General features: G+C 64.6%; 16 protein-coding genes. 6 read left to right on the forward strand and 10 right to left on the reverse strand.

The genetic code is table 11. The features are described from left to right. On the forward strand, positions 1–667 hold a 667-nt coding region (locus tag U5805_RS13475), incomplete at its 5' end, for a S8 family serine peptidase (protein WP_322103976.1). A 15-nt stretch (positions 668–682) separates the two neighbouring features. Here U5805_RS13475 and U5805_RS13480 read toward each other — a convergent pair. Both U5805_RS13480 and U5805_RS13485 read right to left on the reverse strand, forming a co-directional pair. Further along, positions 683–1,516 (reverse strand): phage head spike fiber domain-containing protein, encoded by an 834-nt coding sequence (locus tag U5805_RS13480; RefSeq protein ID WP_322103977.1) that lies wholly within the window; start codon positions 1,514–1,516, stop codon positions 683–685. Between the two features lie 112 nt (positions 1,517–1,628). Then, entirely contained in the window at positions 1,629–4,169 is a 2,541-nt protein-coding gene (locus U5805_RS13485; protein ID WP_322103978.1) for a penicillin-binding protein 1A, read from the reverse strand. Positions 4,170–4,456: 287 nt separating this feature from the next. On the opposite strand from U5805_RS13485, the gene U5805_RS13490 reads away from it, so the two are divergent. Next, positions 4,457–5,443 carry a hypothetical protein gene (locus tag U5805_RS13490; protein ID WP_322103979.1) on the forward strand — a complete coding sequence of 329 codons (987 nt, stop codon included), beginning with the start codon at positions 4,457–4,459 and terminating at the stop codon, positions 5,441–5,443. Positions 5,444–5,570: 127 nt separating this feature from the next. Here U5805_RS13490 and U5805_RS13495 read toward each other — a convergent pair whose 3' ends face one another. After that, positions 5,571–5,849, reverse strand: coding sequence for a hypothetical protein (locus U5805_RS13495; protein WP_322103980.1), 279 nt, complete (start codon positions 5,847–5,849; stop codon positions 5,571–5,573). A 49-nt stretch (positions 5,850–5,898) separates the two neighbouring features. On the opposite strand from U5805_RS13495, the gene U5805_RS13500 reads away from it, so the two are divergent. The 3 genes from U5805_RS13500 to U5805_RS13510 all read left to right on the forward strand — a co-directional run bounded on the left by U5805_RS13500 (position 5,899) and on the right by U5805_RS13510 (position 9,483). Continuing rightward, positions 5,899–6,579, forward strand: a complete 681-nt coding sequence (locus tag U5805_RS13500; RefSeq protein ID WP_158949876.1) for a PspA/IM30 family protein — start codon at positions 5,899–5,901, stop codon at positions 6,577–6,579. A 135-nt stretch (positions 6,580–6,714) separates the two neighbouring features. Next, positions 6,715–7,902 carry a tetratricopeptide repeat protein gene (locus U5805_RS13505; protein ID WP_322103981.1) on the forward strand — a complete coding sequence of 396 codons (1,188 nt, stop codon included), beginning with the start codon at positions 6,715–6,717 and terminating at the stop codon, positions 7,900–7,902. 102 nt (positions 7,903–8,004) lie between these two features. Then, positions 8,005–9,483, forward strand: coding sequence for an NAD(P)/FAD-dependent oxidoreductase (locus tag U5805_RS13510; protein WP_322103982.1), 1,479 nt, complete (start codon positions 8,005–8,007; stop codon positions 9,481–9,483). Positions 9,484–9,525: 42 nt separating this feature from the next. On the opposite strand, the gene U5805_RS13515 is transcribed toward U5805_RS13510, so the two are convergent. The 6 genes from U5805_RS13515 to U5805_RS13540 form a co-directional block, all read right to left on the reverse strand. Next, positions 9,526–10,305: a class I SAM-dependent methyltransferase gene (locus U5805_RS13515; protein WP_322103983.1), complete on the reverse strand. Its 780-nt coding sequence runs from the start codon at positions 10,303–10,305 to the stop codon at positions 9,526–9,528. 22 nt (positions 10,306–10,327) lie between these two features. After that, entirely contained in the window at positions 10,328–10,459 is a 132-nt protein-coding gene (locus U5805_RS13520; RefSeq protein WP_322103984.1) for a hypothetical protein, read from the reverse strand. Positions 10,460–10,676: 217 nt separating this feature from the next. Next, positions 10,677–11,495: an ABC transporter permease subunit gene (locus U5805_RS13525; RefSeq protein ID WP_322103985.1), complete on the reverse strand. Its 819-nt coding sequence runs from the start codon at positions 11,493–11,495 to the stop codon at positions 10,677–10,679. Beyond that, positions 11,492–12,424, reverse strand: coding sequence for an ABC transporter permease subunit (locus U5805_RS13530; protein WP_322103986.1), 933 nt, complete (start codon positions 12,422–12,424; stop codon positions 11,492–11,494). Before U5805_RS13530 ends, U5805_RS13525 begins: the two co-directional genes overlap by 4 nt. Then, the gene (locus U5805_RS13535) at positions 12,421–13,590 is read right to left on the reverse strand and encodes an ABC transporter ATP-binding protein (RefSeq protein WP_322103987.1); all 1,170 of its coding nucleotides are present in this window, start codon (positions 13,588–13,590) and stop codon (positions 12,421–12,423) included. Before U5805_RS13535 ends, U5805_RS13530 begins: the two co-directional genes overlap by 4 nt. A gap of 116 nt (positions 13,591–13,706) precedes the next feature. Further along, the gene (locus tag U5805_RS13540) at positions 13,707–14,807 is read right to left on the reverse strand and encodes a polyamine ABC transporter substrate-binding protein (protein ID WP_322103988.1); all 1,101 of its coding nucleotides are present in this window, start codon (positions 14,805–14,807) and stop codon (positions 13,707–13,709) included. A gap of 493 nt (positions 14,808–15,300) precedes the next feature. Between U5805_RS13540 and U5805_RS13545 the strand changes: the two genes are divergently transcribed. Then, entirely contained in the window at positions 15,301–15,516 is a 216-nt protein-coding gene (locus tag U5805_RS13545; RefSeq protein ID WP_322103989.1) for a DUF1289 domain-containing protein, read from the forward strand. A gap of 49 nt (positions 15,517–15,565) precedes the next feature. Here U5805_RS13545 and U5805_RS13550 read toward each other — a convergent pair whose 3' ends face one another. Further along, positions 15,566–16,207: an OmpW/AlkL family protein gene (locus U5805_RS13550; protein WP_415914593.1), complete on the reverse strand. Its 642-nt coding sequence runs from the start codon at positions 16,205–16,207 to the stop codon at positions 15,566–15,568. Positions 16,208–16,273: the final 66 nt, after the last annotated feature.

Here is a 16,273-nt window from a genome sequence, read left to right on the forward strand (position 1 = left end):
GGAAGGTATGGCCGGGTACTCAGCGGGCTGGCCAGGGCAATCTATTGTGGATGCACTTAACTACGTAAACAGGATCATGCTTACCAGGGGCATCTACAACCCTAAAATCGCGGCGGTCAGCATTTCCACCAACGGCGCATCCATCGCGGGAGACCTGCCCTGCGCAACCGGAAGTATCGGTGCCCAGATTGACCAGATTGCTGGCGAGCTTCGGGCGAAGGGCATTGCCGTAGTGATGTCGGCGGGCAATGATGCTGTAAACGGGACCGGTACGTGGACATGCGGCAGTAACGTTATTGCTGTCGGTGCAACGGGTGTCGTGAACCCGACACTACCGGCGAGCTATTCAAACATATCGCAACGTACCAGCCTTTTCGCACCGGTTGGCACCGCTAACCGCGCAAGTGGTGACTTCATCTTCCTGCCGTATGGTCCTGGCGGCACAGGTACATTTTGGGGAACGTCATTTTCAGCGCCCCAGGTTGCGGGTGCGTTCGCCGTGCTACGACAGAAATTTGGGGATGCACCTTCCGTGGCATCGCTTGCACAGCTACTAAAGTCCACGGGCAAGCCGCTTACGGGGCCGCGAGCAGGGCTGGCTGCAACAGGTGCGGTCTCGATCGACATCAAGGCGGCTCTGAGCGGCACACCACCAGCCATCAAATAGCGCGTTGAGGCTGGATTATGGCGGCATGGTCGCCGCCTCCAGCTCCGCATCCGTCAACCGCCTCGGCCAGTACGTGAGCGACCGTACCAGCACGTTCGATGCGAACTGGCAAGTCCGCGCGCCGCCAAGGCACAGTTCTTTCGCCTTCACCGCCTCTGCCCCCGTCACGGCTACGGGTTTAAGTCCGTTCACGCTGGCGCTGGCGGACGCACCAGCTCCGCTCCACGCGATACCCCCTCTGAAGCGCTGGCCGTCCGAGACGGCGAGGCCCAGGTTCGTGCCCGTAGCGCTGCCGCTGTAGGCGGTCAAGTTGCCGTTGCCGTTGGTCTTGTACAGGCCGATACCGTTGTTCGTGCCGTCATCGGGACTGAAGGCGAACACGCCGCCGCCCGACACCCCCTGAATCGAGCCGTCGAATACAAGCGTACCGTTTTGCGGATCGAGGAAAGACAAGTCACTTGTTGCGAGGTAGTCGGCGGCACGTGTGGCCGCCATGTTAGTGGTCGGGATATAGCTGGTTGGCATGCCGGATTCGAGTTGGGACCCACCATGTAGCAGCCAGGACATTCCATCGCCCGTATAGCTGTGCGCCCCGCCCGTGACCATATAGGTCGTCCCGCGAATTAGGCTCGCGGAAGTCACGATCCCGCTGATCCTGCATTCAAACCAGCCTGCTGCGAGCGGCAAGCACGATGCGCTGGCGAGTTTCCAGGCGCCGCTGCCCGCAAACGTGCCGGTCACGCGACCGGTCGCCAGATCGAACATGGCATAGCAATAGTCCGCGGTTGGTCCATCGGTCAGCATGACATGGACTGAAGTGCGTGAACCCGCACGCAGGCGGCTGGACATCCTTCGCAACCTCTTGTCCCGCAACACAATTCCAGGCCCAAACAAAAACACGGCGCGCCGTTGCCGACGCGCCGTGTTTTCTCACATCACCTATGTGGCCGATTCGCTCGACTCAAGGCTTGTTCGTCTCGAACAAATCCATGATCTGCTGCTTTTCGGAGTTGGTCACGTTGGGCGGCGTCATGCCGCCCGGACCCATCGAACCCGTCGCGCCGCTCGCATCGCTGGCCGCGCCGGCCGCATTCGCGGAATCCAGACCGATCGCCGAAACAAAGCCGTTGCCCGGCGTCATGTCGGAGAAGTACAGCTCGCCGTTGAGCGTCGTGAGTCCTACTGGCATCGGCGGCTCCTCTTGCGGCACGCCGCGCAGCGCGCGCTGCATGTATTCCACCCAGATCGGCAACGCAAGCTGCGCGCCGAATTCGCGGCTGCCCAGGCTTTTCGGCTGGTCGTAACCCATCCACGCCACCGCCACGAGCGAACGCTGATACCCGGCGAACCAACCGTCGTGCGCGTCGTTCGTCGTACCCGTCTTGCCTTGCAGATCGTCGCGATGCAGCACGTTGGTGCCCGCGCCCGTGCCCGCCGTCGCGACCGAGTGCAGCAGGCTGTTCATCACATAGGCGTTGCGCGGCGAAAGCGTCTGCGGCGCGTTGCGGCCTGCCACGAGCGGCTGCGCGCGCAGAATCGGCTGGCCGTGCGCATCGTCGACTTCGGCGATCAGATACGGATTGATGCGATAGCCGCCGTTCGCGAACACCGAGTACGCGCCCGCCGACTGCAACGGCGTAACGAGCCCCGCGCCCAGCGCCATCGGCAGATACGGCGGCGTCTTGTCCGCGTCGAAGCCGAAACGCTGCGTCACGTAATCCTGCGCGTACTTCGTGCCGATGTACGACAGGATGCGGATCGACACGAGGTTCTTCGACTTCTGCAACGCGAGGCGCATCGGCATCGGGCCGTCGGGCTGATCGTCGTCCTTCGGTTCCCACGCCTCGCCGCCCGGCGTGCTGGGCGGGAAGTACAGCGGCGCGTCGTTGATGATCGTCGCCGGTCCCAGGCCCTTTTCGAGCGACGCCGAATAGATGAACGGCTTGAAGCTCGAACCCGGCTGCCGCCACGCCTGCGTGACGTGGTTGAACTTGTTCTTGTTGAAGTCGAAGCCGCCGATCAGCGCGCGAATCGCGCCGTCTTGCGGCGTGAGCGAAATCAGCGCGCCTTCCACCTGCGGCAACTGCGTGATCTGCCAGTTGCCCTTCGCGTCCGCGATCAGGCGCACGATCGAGCCCGCGCGAATATGCAGCGCCTGCGAAGCGCGCGGCGACAACGCGGCCGCGACGAAGCGCAGTCCGTCGCCCGTCACCTTCACGCTGGTGCCGTCGAGCAGTTGCGCCGTCACCGCCTTCGGGCCCGCGTCCGTCACCACGGCCGAGACGATGTCGCCGTTGTCCGGATGATCGGTGAGCGCGTCGTCGATCGCCTGGTCGCGGTCGTCGCCGGCAGCCGGCAACTGCACGAAGCCTTCCGGCCCGCGATAGCCGTGGCGCCGCTCGTAGTCCATCACGCCCTTGCGCACCGCGGCGTAAGCGGCGTCCTGATCGGCGGAATCGATCGTGGTCGTGACCGTCAGGCCGCGCGTGTACGTTTCGTCCTTGTACTGCGCGTACATCATCTGGCGCACCATTTCCGCGACGTATTCCGCGTGTACGCTGTACTCGGTGCCGGCCGTTCTGGTCACGATCGGTTCCTTGATCGCCTCGTCGTACTGCGCCTGGTTGATGTAGCCGAGATCGAGCATGCGCTTGAGGATGTACTCCTGGCGAATCTTCGCGCGATGCGGATTGACGATCGGGTTATAGGCCGACGGCGCCTTCGGTAAGCCCGCGAGCATCGCGGCCTGCGCGAGCGTGATGTCCTTGAGGTCCTTGCCGAAATACACGCGCGCCGCCGCCGAGAAGCCGTAAGCTCGCTGCCCCAGATAAATCTGGTTCATGTACAGCTCGAGAATCTGGTCCTTCGTGAGTGCGCGTTCGATCTTGTACGCGAGCAGCATCTCGTAGATCTTGCGCGTGTAGGTCTTTTCGCTCGACAGGAAGAAGTTGCGCGCGACCTGCATCGTGATCGTGCTTGCGCCCTGCGAGGCGCCGCCGTGCATCAGGTCGGTGATGCCCGCGCGCAGGATGCCGACGAAGTCCACGCCGCCGTGCTCGTAGAAGCGATAGTCCTCGATGGCGAGCACCGCTTTCTTCTGCACGTCCGGAATGTCCTGGAAGCGCACGAGCTGGCGCCGCTCCTCGCCGAACTCGCCGATCATCACGTGGTCGGCCGTGTAGATGCGCAGCGGCACCTTCGGCTGGTAGTTCGTGAGCGCGTCGAGCGAAGGCAGTTGCGGCCCCATCACCACGAGCGCATAGCCCACGACGAGCGCGCCCACCACGAGGCAAGTCGCGACAAGCGCGACAAACCACAGTGCGATCGACGCGCCGAGCGAGCGCCGGCGCCGGCCGTCGCCCCCCGAACCGCCCGAGCGTGCGTTGCCGCCCCCGCCCCGTGGTGGATCGTTGCGGCGCGGCGGCTGGCGTCCGTTGTTAAAGGAGGGTTCCCGATCGTCGTTCGGGTACTGCGGTGAAGGCGGTCGTTTGATGATAGGCATGACTGGAATGATTGGCGTGTCTTTGCACACCGGCTGCGCGGCTCGCGCGCATGGATCTCGATCATGGCGTCATGGCGCCGGTACGGCACGGCGTCGCCGGATACGGCTTGCGGCGACGCGGCGCGACCGGCAACGCCCCCGTCCGGTCGCGCGGCACGCCTTGAACTGACGGCGCGCCACATAAGCGAGCGCCCCGTTCAGGCGACACCGCAAATGTAACAGCGCATTCTAAAGAATTCACGCACAGCGAGTCGGGCTTTTTTTGTAAGAGTTTCCTGGAGAAGCCTTTGCGCCCGTTTTTTTGCGATGGGAGCCAGCGCCTTGCGCCAAGCGGCAGTTTATGCGCGAAAAATTTCGTCAGCCGCCGCACATGGAAAGCCGTTTCGCGCGAACCGGATAACTTTTGGCATATCGTTGCGCACTCACGTTTTCCTCGCGGGCAGCTTGCGGTTGCAGATCGGCGCGTCCGCCTTATGATGAAAGATCTGCCACCGCTTTCTGTCAGATCTGCTGAAAAGGTTTGCGCCCGTGCGCGTCGTGCGCCTGTGTGCTCACCTTGCATTTTCCTTCGTCGGCACGACAGGAACCCTCCTCATCGAAGCACGAAGCCAACCGGCGCGCGGACCATGAACAAGCCTAGCGAACGCATCGTCGTCTTCGTCACGCCCGCACAGAAGCGCGCGATTTCCGCCACCGCCGATGAGCTTGGCATCAGCCTCAGCGAATTGATGCGGCGCGCCGTGATGGCATTCAGCGCGACGAGCGATCAGGTCAAGGCGGCGAGCATCGTCGACAGACTGAACGCGCCGCGCCAGCCCGACGCGCTGGCGCAAGCGCTGCAAAAGGCCGCGAAGCCGCTGCGCGCGGGTCGCACGGCTCGACCGGCCAGCGCCGCGACGCAGCTTGACGAAGCCGGTGTCGACGAAGCCCGCACGGCGGAAGAAGAAACCGCGCCCTCCTCGCTCGCCGGTGCGTTCGACAGCGACGGCACGGACGAACTCGCGGACGAAACCCGCCTGAGCGGCGTGGCTCGCGCCGAGCGCGAAATCGCGCAGGCCTTCGCGCGCCTGAACGCCGAGGCCGAGGCCAACGCCCACGGCGAATCCGGGCACGCGCCGTTCGACGCGGATCGGGCCGTGCAGGCCGCGGCGCCGCCGGAACCGTTGCAGCCGCTCGGCGCGACGGGTTTTTTGCGTCGCCGCCGCGAAACCGGCACGAGCGACGGCGACGCGCACGGCGACGACGCCGCGCCCGAGGGCGGAAAATTCGCCTGACGATTTCGCGCGCGCCGCGGCGCTTCCACCGTCCCGGCGATCGCCCGGAGCGGCGGCATGCGGCGCCCGAATTCGTCCCGAATCAGTCGCGGGAAGCCGCCTCGCGCCTCGCGCTCATGCGCATCCTTTAAGTCCCTTTTAAGATGGGCCGTGGTGTAATATCCGCGAGCGATGACAGTCTTGTCTGAAACGGCCACGGCCCGGCAGGCACCATCGCGAGGAACGCGCGAACGCCGCGACGGCCAGCCCAGGCGCTCTTGCAATCGCCGTGTTCGCCCCGATTTTCGCGCTGCATGCGCAACGTGCGCAAAGCGGCGTAAGCTGGAAAATTCGCTGGAAAATTCGCGTGAAAACCGCTGCCATCCACCGGAATTTCCGGCTCGCCCCGCCCGAGCGTTCGCTGCATGCACGCACCTCGGCTCGCTGAAGCCGATCTCATTTCACTGGAGGAATCCATGTCGCTTTTCGACTCCATCTCCCGCACGGTCAAGGGCCTGCTCAACGACGCCGCCGACTCGGTCCAGGACCCGTCGCGCGACGCGCGCCAGATCGTGCGCGAGCTCGACGACAGTATCGGCCGCGCCGAGAACTCGCTCGTCGAAATCCAGGCTCAGGTCGCGACGCAGCAAAGCAAGCGCGACGTGGCCGCCGACAAGGCGAAAAAATACGAAGACGGCGCGAAGCGCGCGCTCCAGTCCGGCGACGAAGCGCTCGCTCGCGAAGCCCTGGGCGCGCAGCAAACCGCCGAAGCCGAACGCGACGCGCTCGCCGCCGAACTCGCGAAGCTCGAACCGTCGGTCGACCAGCTCAAGCAACAGATCGACGACATGCGCGCACGCCGCAACGACCTCAATGCGCGCTCGAACATCCTGCAAGCGAAGCAGCAGATCGCGCAGGCGAAGGACGTGGCGGCCACGGCGCTCGGCGGTATCGGCGGCAAGAATCTGTCGGCCGATTTCGACAAGCTCGAAGATAAGGTCAACCTTTCGAACGCCCGCTCGGACGCCCGCTTGAATTCCGCCGACACGTCGAGCGGCAAGGCCCTCGACGACAAGCTCGCGGCGCTGAACAAAGGCCCGTCGGTGGACGAGCGTCTCGAAGCGCTGAAAAAGCAGTTGAACACGCCGGCGCAGTAACGCCGCGCGGTTGCACTGAAGTACCGGATGCGGCGCGGCATGGGCCGTGCTCGACCGTTTCGGGCGCCGACGCCTGGCGCCGCATCCTCGTAACGAATGCCATGGAGACGGGCGTTAATGCGCCCGGCCTGCAACATGAAAAAGTTTCTTGCCGCAGCCTGCGTCTCGCTGGCCGTTTCGCTCACCGCCTTCAGCGGCCTCGCGTTCGCGGTGCCGAGCGTGCAGCAGATCGAATCGGCGATGTCGCAAGGCGACTGGCAGCGCGCGGACTCCGGCTTGACCGAAGTCCTTCAGGCCCATCCCGACAACGCCCGCGCGCACTATCTCTACGCGCAGGTGCTCGATCGCGAAGGCCGCTACGCGGACGCGCTCACGCAGGTCGAAAAGGCGAAGTCGCTCGATCCGCAAGTGCGTTTCACGCAGCCGCAGCGCTTCGCGCAAGTGGAAGCGAAGATCCGCTCCGACGCCGAGCGCGCCGGCGCGACCACCACTAGCCGCGCCGGCAATCCGTTCGCGCAGCAACAGCAAACCGCCGCGATGGCGCCAGCCGCCGCGCCGCAACGCCACGGTCCAGGCATGGGCTTGTGGATCGGGCTCGCGATCGTCGTGATCGGCATTGCGCTCGTGCTGCGCTGGACCTTGCGCCGCGCGAAATCGACCGAAGACGCCAAGGCCGGCGACGACCGCCGCGATCAGTTGAAGCGCGCGACCGAGCTGCTCAACGGCGTGCGCTCGCTCAAGCTCGACGTGAAGCTCTCGACGGCGCCGGGTCACGAAGCGCTCGAAAAGGAAGTCGAAGGGCTCGAAGCGCAGTTGCGCACGACGGTCGAAACGCTCTCGAACAGCGCGAATCCGCGTCCGCCTTATGAAATCGAGGATCTCGAGCGCCAGTTCGCGAGCCTCAAGGCGCGTGCCGAAGGCCGTCCCGACCCGAACGCGCAACCCGCTCCCGGCCCCGACTACGGCAGCAATTCCGCGTACGCGCGCGAAGCCGACGCCGCGTTCGGCCGTCAACCGCAATACCCGCCGCAGGCACCGCAGCAACCGCCGCAGGTCATCGTGCAGCAAGGCGGCGGCGGCATGGGCGGCATGGGCGGTCTGCTCACGGGCGTGCTGCTCGGCGAGGCGCTGAACCACGGCCGCGACCGCGTGATCGAGCGCGATGTCTACGTCGACGACGACGGCCGCCGCGTGCCGCGCGACGGCGGTGGCGGCGGCGGTCTTGACTTCGGTCAAGGCTCGAACGACTGGGACGACGGCTCGGGCGGCGGCGGAATGGACCTCGGCAGCAACGACAGTTCCGACGACTGGAACAACTCGTAAACAACACGCACGCCGCTGCAACGACGGGCTCCCTCGCGGAGCCCGTTTTGCTTCGGCGCACGAACGCGCGTTGCCCGAAATCGACACACGACGGACGCCCACATGGCCACTCCACGCATCGCCATTATCGGCAGCGGCTTTTCGGGCATCGGCATGGCCATCGCGCTGCGCCGCATGGGCATCGAATCGTTCACGCTCTACGAAGCCGCCGAAAGCCTCGGCGGAACATGGCGCGACAACGCCTACCCCGGCGCCGCGTGCGACATCCCCTCGCACCTCTACTCGTTTTCGTTCGAGCCGAATCCCGCCTGGACGCGCACTTACGCGCCGCAGCACGAAATTCTCGATTATTTGCGCCACTGCGCGCGTAAATACGATGTCGAGCGCTTTATCGCGTTTCGCTCGCGCGTGCGCGCGGCGCGCTTTAACGAGGTGCGCGGCATCTGGAACGTGGAAATCGTGCGCGATGCGCGCGCCGCGGAGAACGTGGAGACCGTCGAAGCCGATATCGTGATCGCCGCGAACGGGCCGCTGTCGCGCCCGGCGTGGCCGAGCATTCCCGGCATCGAGCGTTTCCAGGGCAAGCGCTTTCATTCGGCGCGCTGGGACCACGGCTATGCGCTCGACGGCCAGCGCGTCGCCGTGATCGGCACCGGGGCGAGCGCGATCCAGTTCGTGCCGCAGATCCAGCCGCGCGTCGCGCAGCTCGCCGTCTTTCAGCGCACGCCGCCGTGGATCATGCCGCGCCGCGATCGTCCAATCGGCGAACGGATGCGCCGGCTGTATCGACACCTGCCGTTCGCACAGCGCATGACGCGCGCGGCCATTTACTGGCAACTCGAATCGCGAGCGCTCGCTTTCGCGGTCGAACCGCGCCTTCTGAAAGCGCCGACGAATTTCGCGCGCAGCTATCTCGCGCGCAAGGTGAAAGACGCCGCGCTGCGCGCGCGGCTCACGCCCGATTACGTGCTCGGCTGCAAGCGCGTGTTGATTTCGAGCGACTATTATCCGGCGCTCGCGCAGCCCAACGTCGAACTGGTGAGCGGCGCGATTCGCGAAATCGTCGCCGACGGCATCGTCACCGTGGACGGCCGGCATCGCGCCTTCGACGCGATCATTTGCGGCACCGGCTTCGCGGTCAACGACGTGGATACGCCGTTCGAAGTGAAAGGCATTGGCGGACGCGATCTCGGCGAAACGTGGCGGCGCGACGGTCCCGAGGCGTACCTGGGCGCGAGCGTCGCGGGCTTTCCCAACCTCTTCTTCGTGATCGGGCCGAACACGGCACTCGGGCACAACTCGATGATCTTCATGATCGAGTCGCATATCCGCTATATCGCCGATTGCATCCGCGCGCTGCAACGCCGGGGCGCGCGAACGATGCAGGTGCGCGCCGACGCGCAACGCGCCTGGAACGCGCGTTTGCAGGCGCGCTTCACACGCACCGTGTGGCAGTCGGGTTGCCGCAGCTATTACCTCACGCAAGCGGGCAAGAACACGACGCTGTGGCCTGGCTTCTCGTTCGCGTTCCGGCGTCTCACGCGGCGCGTGCGTCTCGACGACTACGAATTCGAGCGCTGACGCCGCGCAAATCGGCGAATGCGCGTCGGCCCGCGCGCCGGCTCACGCGCGCAGCGGCCGCCCGGCGTACACGCGCGTTTCGTAGGCGAAGTTCACGCGGCCTTCCTGCTGCGTCGCGTCGAAGAGTTCGCGCAGCGCGGCGAGCATCGGCGCATGACGTTCGTCGCCTGCCTGCGGCGCATACGACGACGACATGAGCCGCCCGCGCAAGCTCTCGAAATCGAGCAATTGCGCGTTCGGAAACACGGTTTGATGCTCGAAGCCCGCGCCGAACCAGTCGGCCATCGCGGCCGCGGTGGGATAGGTCTCGGCGACTTCGGCATAATCGGGGCAAAAGCGCTGCAAGAGCGCCTCGTAGCCTTCGAGAAATGCCGATCCCGTCAGCAAGCGGCTGCTCCAGAACAGCACGATCTTGCCGCGCGGCTTGAGGATGCGCGCGAACTCGCGCTGCGTTTCGGCTTTGCGGAACCAGTGGAACGCCTGCGCGACGCCCACGAGGTCGACGCTTTCGTCGGCGAGCGTGGTGGCCTCAGCCGTGCCTGCGACGCTGCGGTAACGCCCCTGTTTCGCGTAATCGGCGAGAAAAGCGTCGGCGGCGGCACGCATCGCGTCGTTCGGCTCGACGGCCGTGACGGGGTGCCCCGCGTCGAGAAAGAGTTTGGTGGAAAGGCCCGTGCCGGCACCGATGTCCGCCACGGGCGCGCCCGGCGCCACGCCGAGTTCGACATGCACGAAGGTCGCCACTTCGCGCGGGTAAGCGGGCCGGAATTTCACGTAGTCTGCAACCCGGTCGGTGAAGCGCCGGGTGGAATCGTCGGTCATCGTCTGCCCTCGTGTCGTGTTTTTACGAGCCGCCTCCAAGGAGCATCAGCAAGCCCCACAGGAAACGGCACACCATCACGATCAGCTCCCAGAGCTGGATCAGTTGCTGCCAGAGCACGACCGGCGTGCCCTGGGCCAAAAATGCTTCGATCATGTGAATCCCGCGGCGTGTCCCGCCGCTCTGACAGCGCGTCCCCGATCATAGCCTGTGGCGCCCTTCGCGCGCGAAATCGGCCGCGCCGGAAGTGGGCCAGCGCGCGTTGGAAAGCACGTTGGAAAGCTTGGTGAAAGCCGGCCTCTTGCGACGAGAAAATAAAACGGCGCGCAAACCGTTGCGGTCCGCACGCCGTTTTCGCCTGGCATTCGCCGGATCAGACCGCCATCTGCATCCGCCTGCGCTCCGCGCGCTGCATGAAATGATTGCCGGCGATCACGCCCACCGTCACCACGGCGATAAAGAGCGTGGCGAGCGCATTCATCTCCGGGTTCAGGCCCAGACGCACGCGCGAGAACACGACGAGCGGCAAGGTGGTCGAACCGGGCCCCGAGAGAAATGCGGACAGCACGAGGTCGTCGATCGACAGCGTGAACGACAACAGCCAGCCCGCCGCCAACGCCTGCGAAATGAGCGGCAGCGTGATCTGGAAGAACACCTTGAACGGCGTCGCGCCGAGATCGAGCGCCGCTTCTTCGAGCGACGGATTCAGCTCGCGCACGCGCGACTGCACGATGATCGCGACATACGAAATGCACAGCATGACATGGCCGATCCAGATCGTGAACACGCCGCGCCCGGCGGGCCAGCCGAACAGCTTGCCCATTTCCACGAACAGCAGCAGCAGCGAAATGCCCTGGATCACTTCGGGAATCACGAGCGGCGCGTTGATCATGCCCGTGTAGAGCGTGAAGCCGCGAAAGCGCCCCATGCGCGCAAGCACGAAACCTGCCCACGTACCGATGATGACCGAGGCGAACGCCGTCATCAGCGCGACGCGCAGCGAAAGCCAGGCGGCCGCGATCAGTTCGTCGTCTTGCAGCAGCGCGGCGTACCAGCGCGTGGAGAAGTGCGTCCACACGGTCACGAGCTGCGACTCGTTGAACGAATAGACGACCAGGCTGACGATAGGAATATAAAGGAACGCGAAGCCCAAGCCGAGCGCGATCCATTGCAACACGCGATTCGGCTTCATTTGCCGCGGCCCTCCAGTTCCTTTGCCTGAAAGTGCTGGAACAGCGCCATCGGCACGAGCAGCAGCAGCACCATCGCGCAGGTCACGGCGGAGGCCATCGGCCAGTCGGCGTTGTCGAAGAACTCGTTCCACATGACGCGGCCGATCATCAGCGTGTTCGCGCCGCCGAGCAGTTCGGGAATCACGTACTCGCCCACCGCCGGAATGAACACGAGCAGGCAACCCGCGATGATGCCGTTCTTCGAAAGCGGCAGCGTGATCTCGACGAACGCGCGCCACGGTTTCGCGCCCAGATCGTAGGCGGCCTCGAGCAGCGTGAGATCCATCTTCACGAGGTGCGCGTAGAGCGGCATCACGAGAAACGGCAGGTACGAATACACCATGCCGATATAAACGGCCGTATTCGTGTGATACAGCTCCAGCGGCGTATGAATGACGCCGATCGACATCAGGAAATTGTTCAGGAGTCCGTTATTCTTGAGAATGCCGATCCAGGCGTACACGCGAATCAGGAACGAGGTCCAGAACGGCAGCATCACCGCCATCATCAGAATGTTGCGCGAGGCCGGATTCGAGCGCGCAATGTAGTACGCCATCGGATAGCCGATGAGCAGGCACAGCAGCGTGGAAATTGCCGCCACGACCACCGAATTCACGTAGGTCGCGAAGTACAGGCTGTCCTGGAACAGGAACGCGTAGTGCGAGAAGTCGAGCGCGACGTGCCACACGCCGTCGGCGAACGACGTGAGTTCCGTGTACGGCGGAATGCCGAGCTGCTGGTCGGCGAAGCTGATCTTCACCACCAGGATGAACGGCACGAGGAAGAACAGCAGCAGCCAGAAGAACGGGCCCGCCACCACGGCCGTGCGGCCGGTCAGATTGAAGCGCTTGACCGGCCAATGCAGGATGTCCTTGACCGTGGCGCTCATGACGTCAGCACCACCCCGGCCGAGGCGCTCCAGCGCACGTAGACCTCGTCCTCCCAAGTGGGCGAGTCGATCTCGGAGAGCGCGAGGCTCGACATGTTCGCGACCACGGTTTTGCCCGAATCGAGCTTGACGTGATACAGCGAATAGCCGCCCATGTACGCAATGTTCTTGACGACGCCGCGGCCCCAGTTGAACGTGCCTTCGGGCGGCTTGCGCGTGAGCGCGATGCGCTCGGGGCGCACCGAGATCGTCACCGGCATGCCGAGCGGCCCGGTGATGCCGTGGTTCACGTACAGACGCACGGTCAGGTCCGGCGATTCGACGAACACGTGATCGGGTTCGTCCTCGACCACGTTGCCGTCGAACAGATTGGTCGAGCCGATGAATTCCGCCGAAAAACGGCTGTTCGGGTATTCGTAGACCTCGTTCGGCGTGCCGAGCTGCACGATCTCGCCTTCGCTCATCACCGCGAGGCGCCCGGCCATCGTCATCGCTTCTTCCTGGTCGTGCGTGACCATGATGCAGGTGACGCCGACCTTGTCGAGAATGTTGACGAGTTCGATTTGCGTGCGCTGGCGAATCTGCTTGTCGAGCGCCGACATGGGTTCGTCGAGCAGCAGCAGCTTCGGGCGCTTCACGAGCGAGCGCGCAAGCGCCACGCGCTGCTGCTGGCCGCCCGAAAGCTGATGCGGCTTGCGCTTCGCGAAACGCGACATCTGCACGAGTTCGAGCGCATTGGCCACGCGCTCCTGAAGCTCGGCCTTCTTCACGCCTTCCTGACGCAGCCCGAACGCGACGTTGGACTCCACGGTCATGTGCGGAAAGAGCGCATACGACTGGAACATCATGTTGACCGGACGGCGATACGGCGGCAGCGTCGCGAGATCCTCGCCGTCGATCAGGATCTTGCCCGAAGTGACGGTTTCCAGACCCGCGAGCATGCGCAGCAAGGTGGACTTGCCGCAGCCCGAGCTGCCGAGCAGCGCGAACAGCTCACCCTTTTTCACCGAAAGATTGACGCCCTTGACGGCCGTCGTTTCGCCGAACTTCTTGACGACGTCGACGACCTGCACGAAGTTTTCCGCGGCGGAACCGGCACCGTTGGCCGCGGCGAAGCCCGAAGGCAGCGCATCGGCCGCTGCCGGCGCGCTCGACTGGTCACTCATGATTCTCTCTGCCCTGCCTTGTTGCTGGTCGGGAGTTGACGAACAAAGCCCCCGGCGGCATGCCGAGGGCTCGGGTAAAACGCTTCAGACGGCTTGCGCGCGCCGTGCCGGAGGCATCAGCGGCCCGACTTGAACTCGGTCCACAGACGCGTTTGCAGGCGCTGGATCTCGGGCGGCAGCGGCTTGAGCAGGAACAGCGTCTTGAGCACGTCCGCCGGCGGGTACACGGCCGGATCGTTCGCGATGTCCTTGTCGACGTACTTGCGTGCCTCCGCGTTCGCGCTCGGGTAGTACACGGCGTTGGTGATCGCGGCGTGAACCTGCGGCGTCTCGATGTAGTTGATCCACTGCTCGGCCGCGTCCTTGTGCTGCGCGTCCTTCGGGATCGTCATCACGTCGAACCAGATCGGCGCGCCGCCCTTCGGAATGTAGTACTCGATCTTGTACGGCTTCTTCGCCTCGAGCGCGCGGTGCTTGGCGATCACGACGTCGCCCGACCAGCCATAGGCGAAGCAGACATCGCCGCCCACGAGGTCGTTGATATAGCCCGACGAGTTGAACTGCGTGATGTACGGACGGATCTTCTTCATCATCGCGAGCGCGGCGCGATAGTCATCCGGATTCGTCGAGAGCGGGTCCTTGCCGATGTAGTGCAGCGCGGCCGCGAACATCTGGTCCGGCGCGTCGAGCACGGACACGCCGCAGGCCTTCAGCTTCGAGATGTTCTCGGGCTTGAAGAGAATGTCCCAGTTGTCGAGCGGCACGTTCTTGCCAAGAATCTGCTGCGCCTTCGTCACGTTGTAGGCGAGGCCCGTCGTGCCGTATGCCCACGGCACCGCGTACTTGTTGCCCGGGTCCGCGCCGGCGACGAGCGCCATCAGTTGCGGATCGAGATACTTGAGATTGGGAATCTTCGACTTGTCGAGCGGCGAGAAAATGCCGGCGGCGATCTGCTTGCCCGCGTAGTTGCTGGTCGGCACAACGATGTCGTACCCCGAATTGCCGGCGAGCAGCTTGGCCTGAAGCGTGTCGTCGCTGTCGTAGTTGTCGTACTTGACGTTGATGCCGGTTTGCTTCGTGAAGTTCGGAATCGTGTCTTTGGCGATGTAATCGGACCAGTTGTACACGTTCAGTTGCGTGTCTTTCGCCACCGACGTCATCCACGGTGCCGCGCACAGCGCGAGCACAGCCAGTTGCGCCACCACCCCTTTCTTCATTCCGTTCTCCGATCCTTTCCGGCCCAGCCGGACGCCTGCCTCGCTCGATGCCGCGCCTTGCGCGACCCCCAGAATTTACCGAACCTACCATCAAACCCGCTACCGGACAAAAAAAACGCCGGTCTGTCGCGCAAACGGAACATACCCGCCCGCGACCCGGCGCGCTGCGCGCCGACGGTAAATCGCGCGCAATTTTAGCCGTTTCCCGGCCCGTGTCCATAAAAAACCGCTGGGGTGATGTCCCGGTTGACCGCGTGGCGCGGCGTGCCCTGGGACCGCGATGCGCAACGCACGAGCGCAGTCGCCGCACCGGCTTGCGCCATATGCCCGACGCCCGCTTCGGCCAAGCTTGCAGCGGGCTTGCGCCGCTCGCGCGACCGGCCGGCTCGCGCGGATCGGTTAACATGGGGGGGTTTCGCACCGCTCCAGTTTCCGCTTTTGCCCGGCGCGCCCGCACGGCGCGGCGCCCGGCATCCCGCCCCAAGGCTCATCAATGGCATCCAACCTTCACGATCTCCCCGACAGCCCGTGCATCGGCGTCTGTTCGACGCTATTCGACGACATCTGCAAAGGCTGCGGCCGCACCGCGATGGAAGTGTCCAACTGGGTGTTCATGACCGACGAGGAAAAACAGGCCGTGTGGGAGCGCATCAAGCGCGACGGCACCGCCATGCGTTTTCAGAAGGACCGCGCCCAAGCCGGGCGTTGAGCAATAAAAAACGCCGGACGAGCCGGCGTTCCGAGTGAGGCAGGCAGCGTCAGAACTTCATGCCGACGCCCAGGCCCACCACGAGCGGATCGATATGCAGCGTGCCGAGCGGCGTTCCCCCGAGCGACGCGTCGGTGTGCATCCAGATCTTCTTGATATCCGCGTTCACGAACACGCGCTTCGACACCTGAAAGTCGATGCCGAACTGTAGCGCGGGACCGAAACTGTGGTTGTTGATCGACACGGACTCGTCGCCCGCGTGCAGACCGTTGTTGTAGAACAGCGTGTAGTTCATGCCCGCGCCCACGTACGGCCGCACCTTGCCCGCGTTGTTGAAGTGGTACTGCAACAGCAGCGTGGGAGGCAGCACGCCGACGCCGCCGAGGTCGCCGATCTTCGACGTCACGTGATTGCGCGACGTGCCGAGAATCAGCTCGACGCCCAGCGCGTCCGTCATCATGTAGGTGAAGTCCAGCTCCGGCACGGTGGCGTTGTTCACGTCCGCGCCGAGGGCGTCGAGCGTGCCGCTTGCGCGCGCGTCCGGCGCGATGGTGATCGCACGCAGACGCACGAGCCAGTCGCCCGCGTAAATGCCCGTGTCGGGCGAGCCGGCGGCGCTGGCCGGCGCGGCAAAAAAGGCCGCGCCCATTGCGAGTGCCGCGGCGGCGGCGATTTTGGTGATTGCTTGCATGGTGATTCCCCGTTCTGTTTATCTGCTTCGTACGATTCCTGCTACCTACAAATTGTCAGAGACGGG

Origin of the sequence: Paraburkholderia sp. J41, assembly GCF_905220235.1 — a bacterium.
GTDB lineage: Bacteria > Pseudomonadota > Gammaproteobacteria > Burkholderiales > Burkholderiaceae > Paraburkholderia.

Coding starts and splice junctions, on each gene's coding strand:
- U5805_RS13480 (WP_322103977.1), bottom strand. CDS start 1,516: ATGTCCAGCCGCCTGCGTGCGGGTTCACGCACTTCAGTCCATGTCATG.
- U5805_RS13485 (WP_322103978.1), bottom strand. CDS start 4,169: ATGCCTATCATCAAACGACCGCCTTCACCGCAGTACCCGAACGACGAT.
- U5805_RS13495 (WP_322103980.1), bottom strand. CDS start 5,849: ATGCAGCGAACGCTCGGGCGGGGCGAGCCGGAAATTCCGGTGGATGGC.
- U5805_RS13500 (WP_158949876.1), top strand. CDS start 5,899: ATGTCGCTTTTCGACTCCATCTCCCGCACGGTCAAGGGCCTGCTCAAC.
- U5805_RS13505 (WP_322103981.1), top strand. CDS start 6,715: ATGAAAAAGTTTCTTGCCGCAGCCTGCGTCTCGCTGGCCGTTTCGCTC.
- U5805_RS13510 (WP_322103982.1), top strand. CDS start 8,005: ATGGCCACTCCACGCATCGCCATTATCGGCAGCGGCTTTTCGGGCATC.
- U5805_RS13515 (WP_322103983.1), bottom strand. CDS start 10,305: ATGACCGACGATTCCACCCGGCGCTTCACCGACCGGGTTGCAGACTAC.
- U5805_RS13520 (WP_322103984.1), bottom strand. CDS start 10,459: ATGATCGAAGCATTTTTGGCCCAGGGCACGCCGGTCGTGCTCTGGCAG.
- U5805_RS13525 (WP_322103985.1), bottom strand. CDS start 11,495: ATGAAGCCGAATCGCGTGTTGCAATGGATCGCGCTCGGCTTGGGCTTC.
- U5805_RS13530 (WP_322103986.1), bottom strand. CDS start 12,424: ATGAGCGCCACGGTCAAGGACATCCTGCATTGGCCGGTCAAGCGCTTC.
- U5805_RS13535 (WP_322103987.1), bottom strand. CDS start 13,590: ATGAGTGACCAGTCGAGCGCGCCGGCAGCGGCCGATGCGCTGCCTTCG.
- U5805_RS13540 (WP_322103988.1), bottom strand. CDS start 14,807: ATGAAGAAAGGGGTGGTGGCGCAACTGGCTGTGCTCGCGCTGTGCGCG.
- U5805_RS13545 (WP_322103989.1), top strand. CDS start 15,301: ATGGCATCCAACCTTCACGATCTCCCCGACAGCCCGTGCATCGGCGTC.
- U5805_RS13550 (WP_415914593.1), bottom strand. CDS start 16,207: ATGCAAGCAATCACCAAAATCGCCGCCGCCGCGGCACTCGCAATGGGC.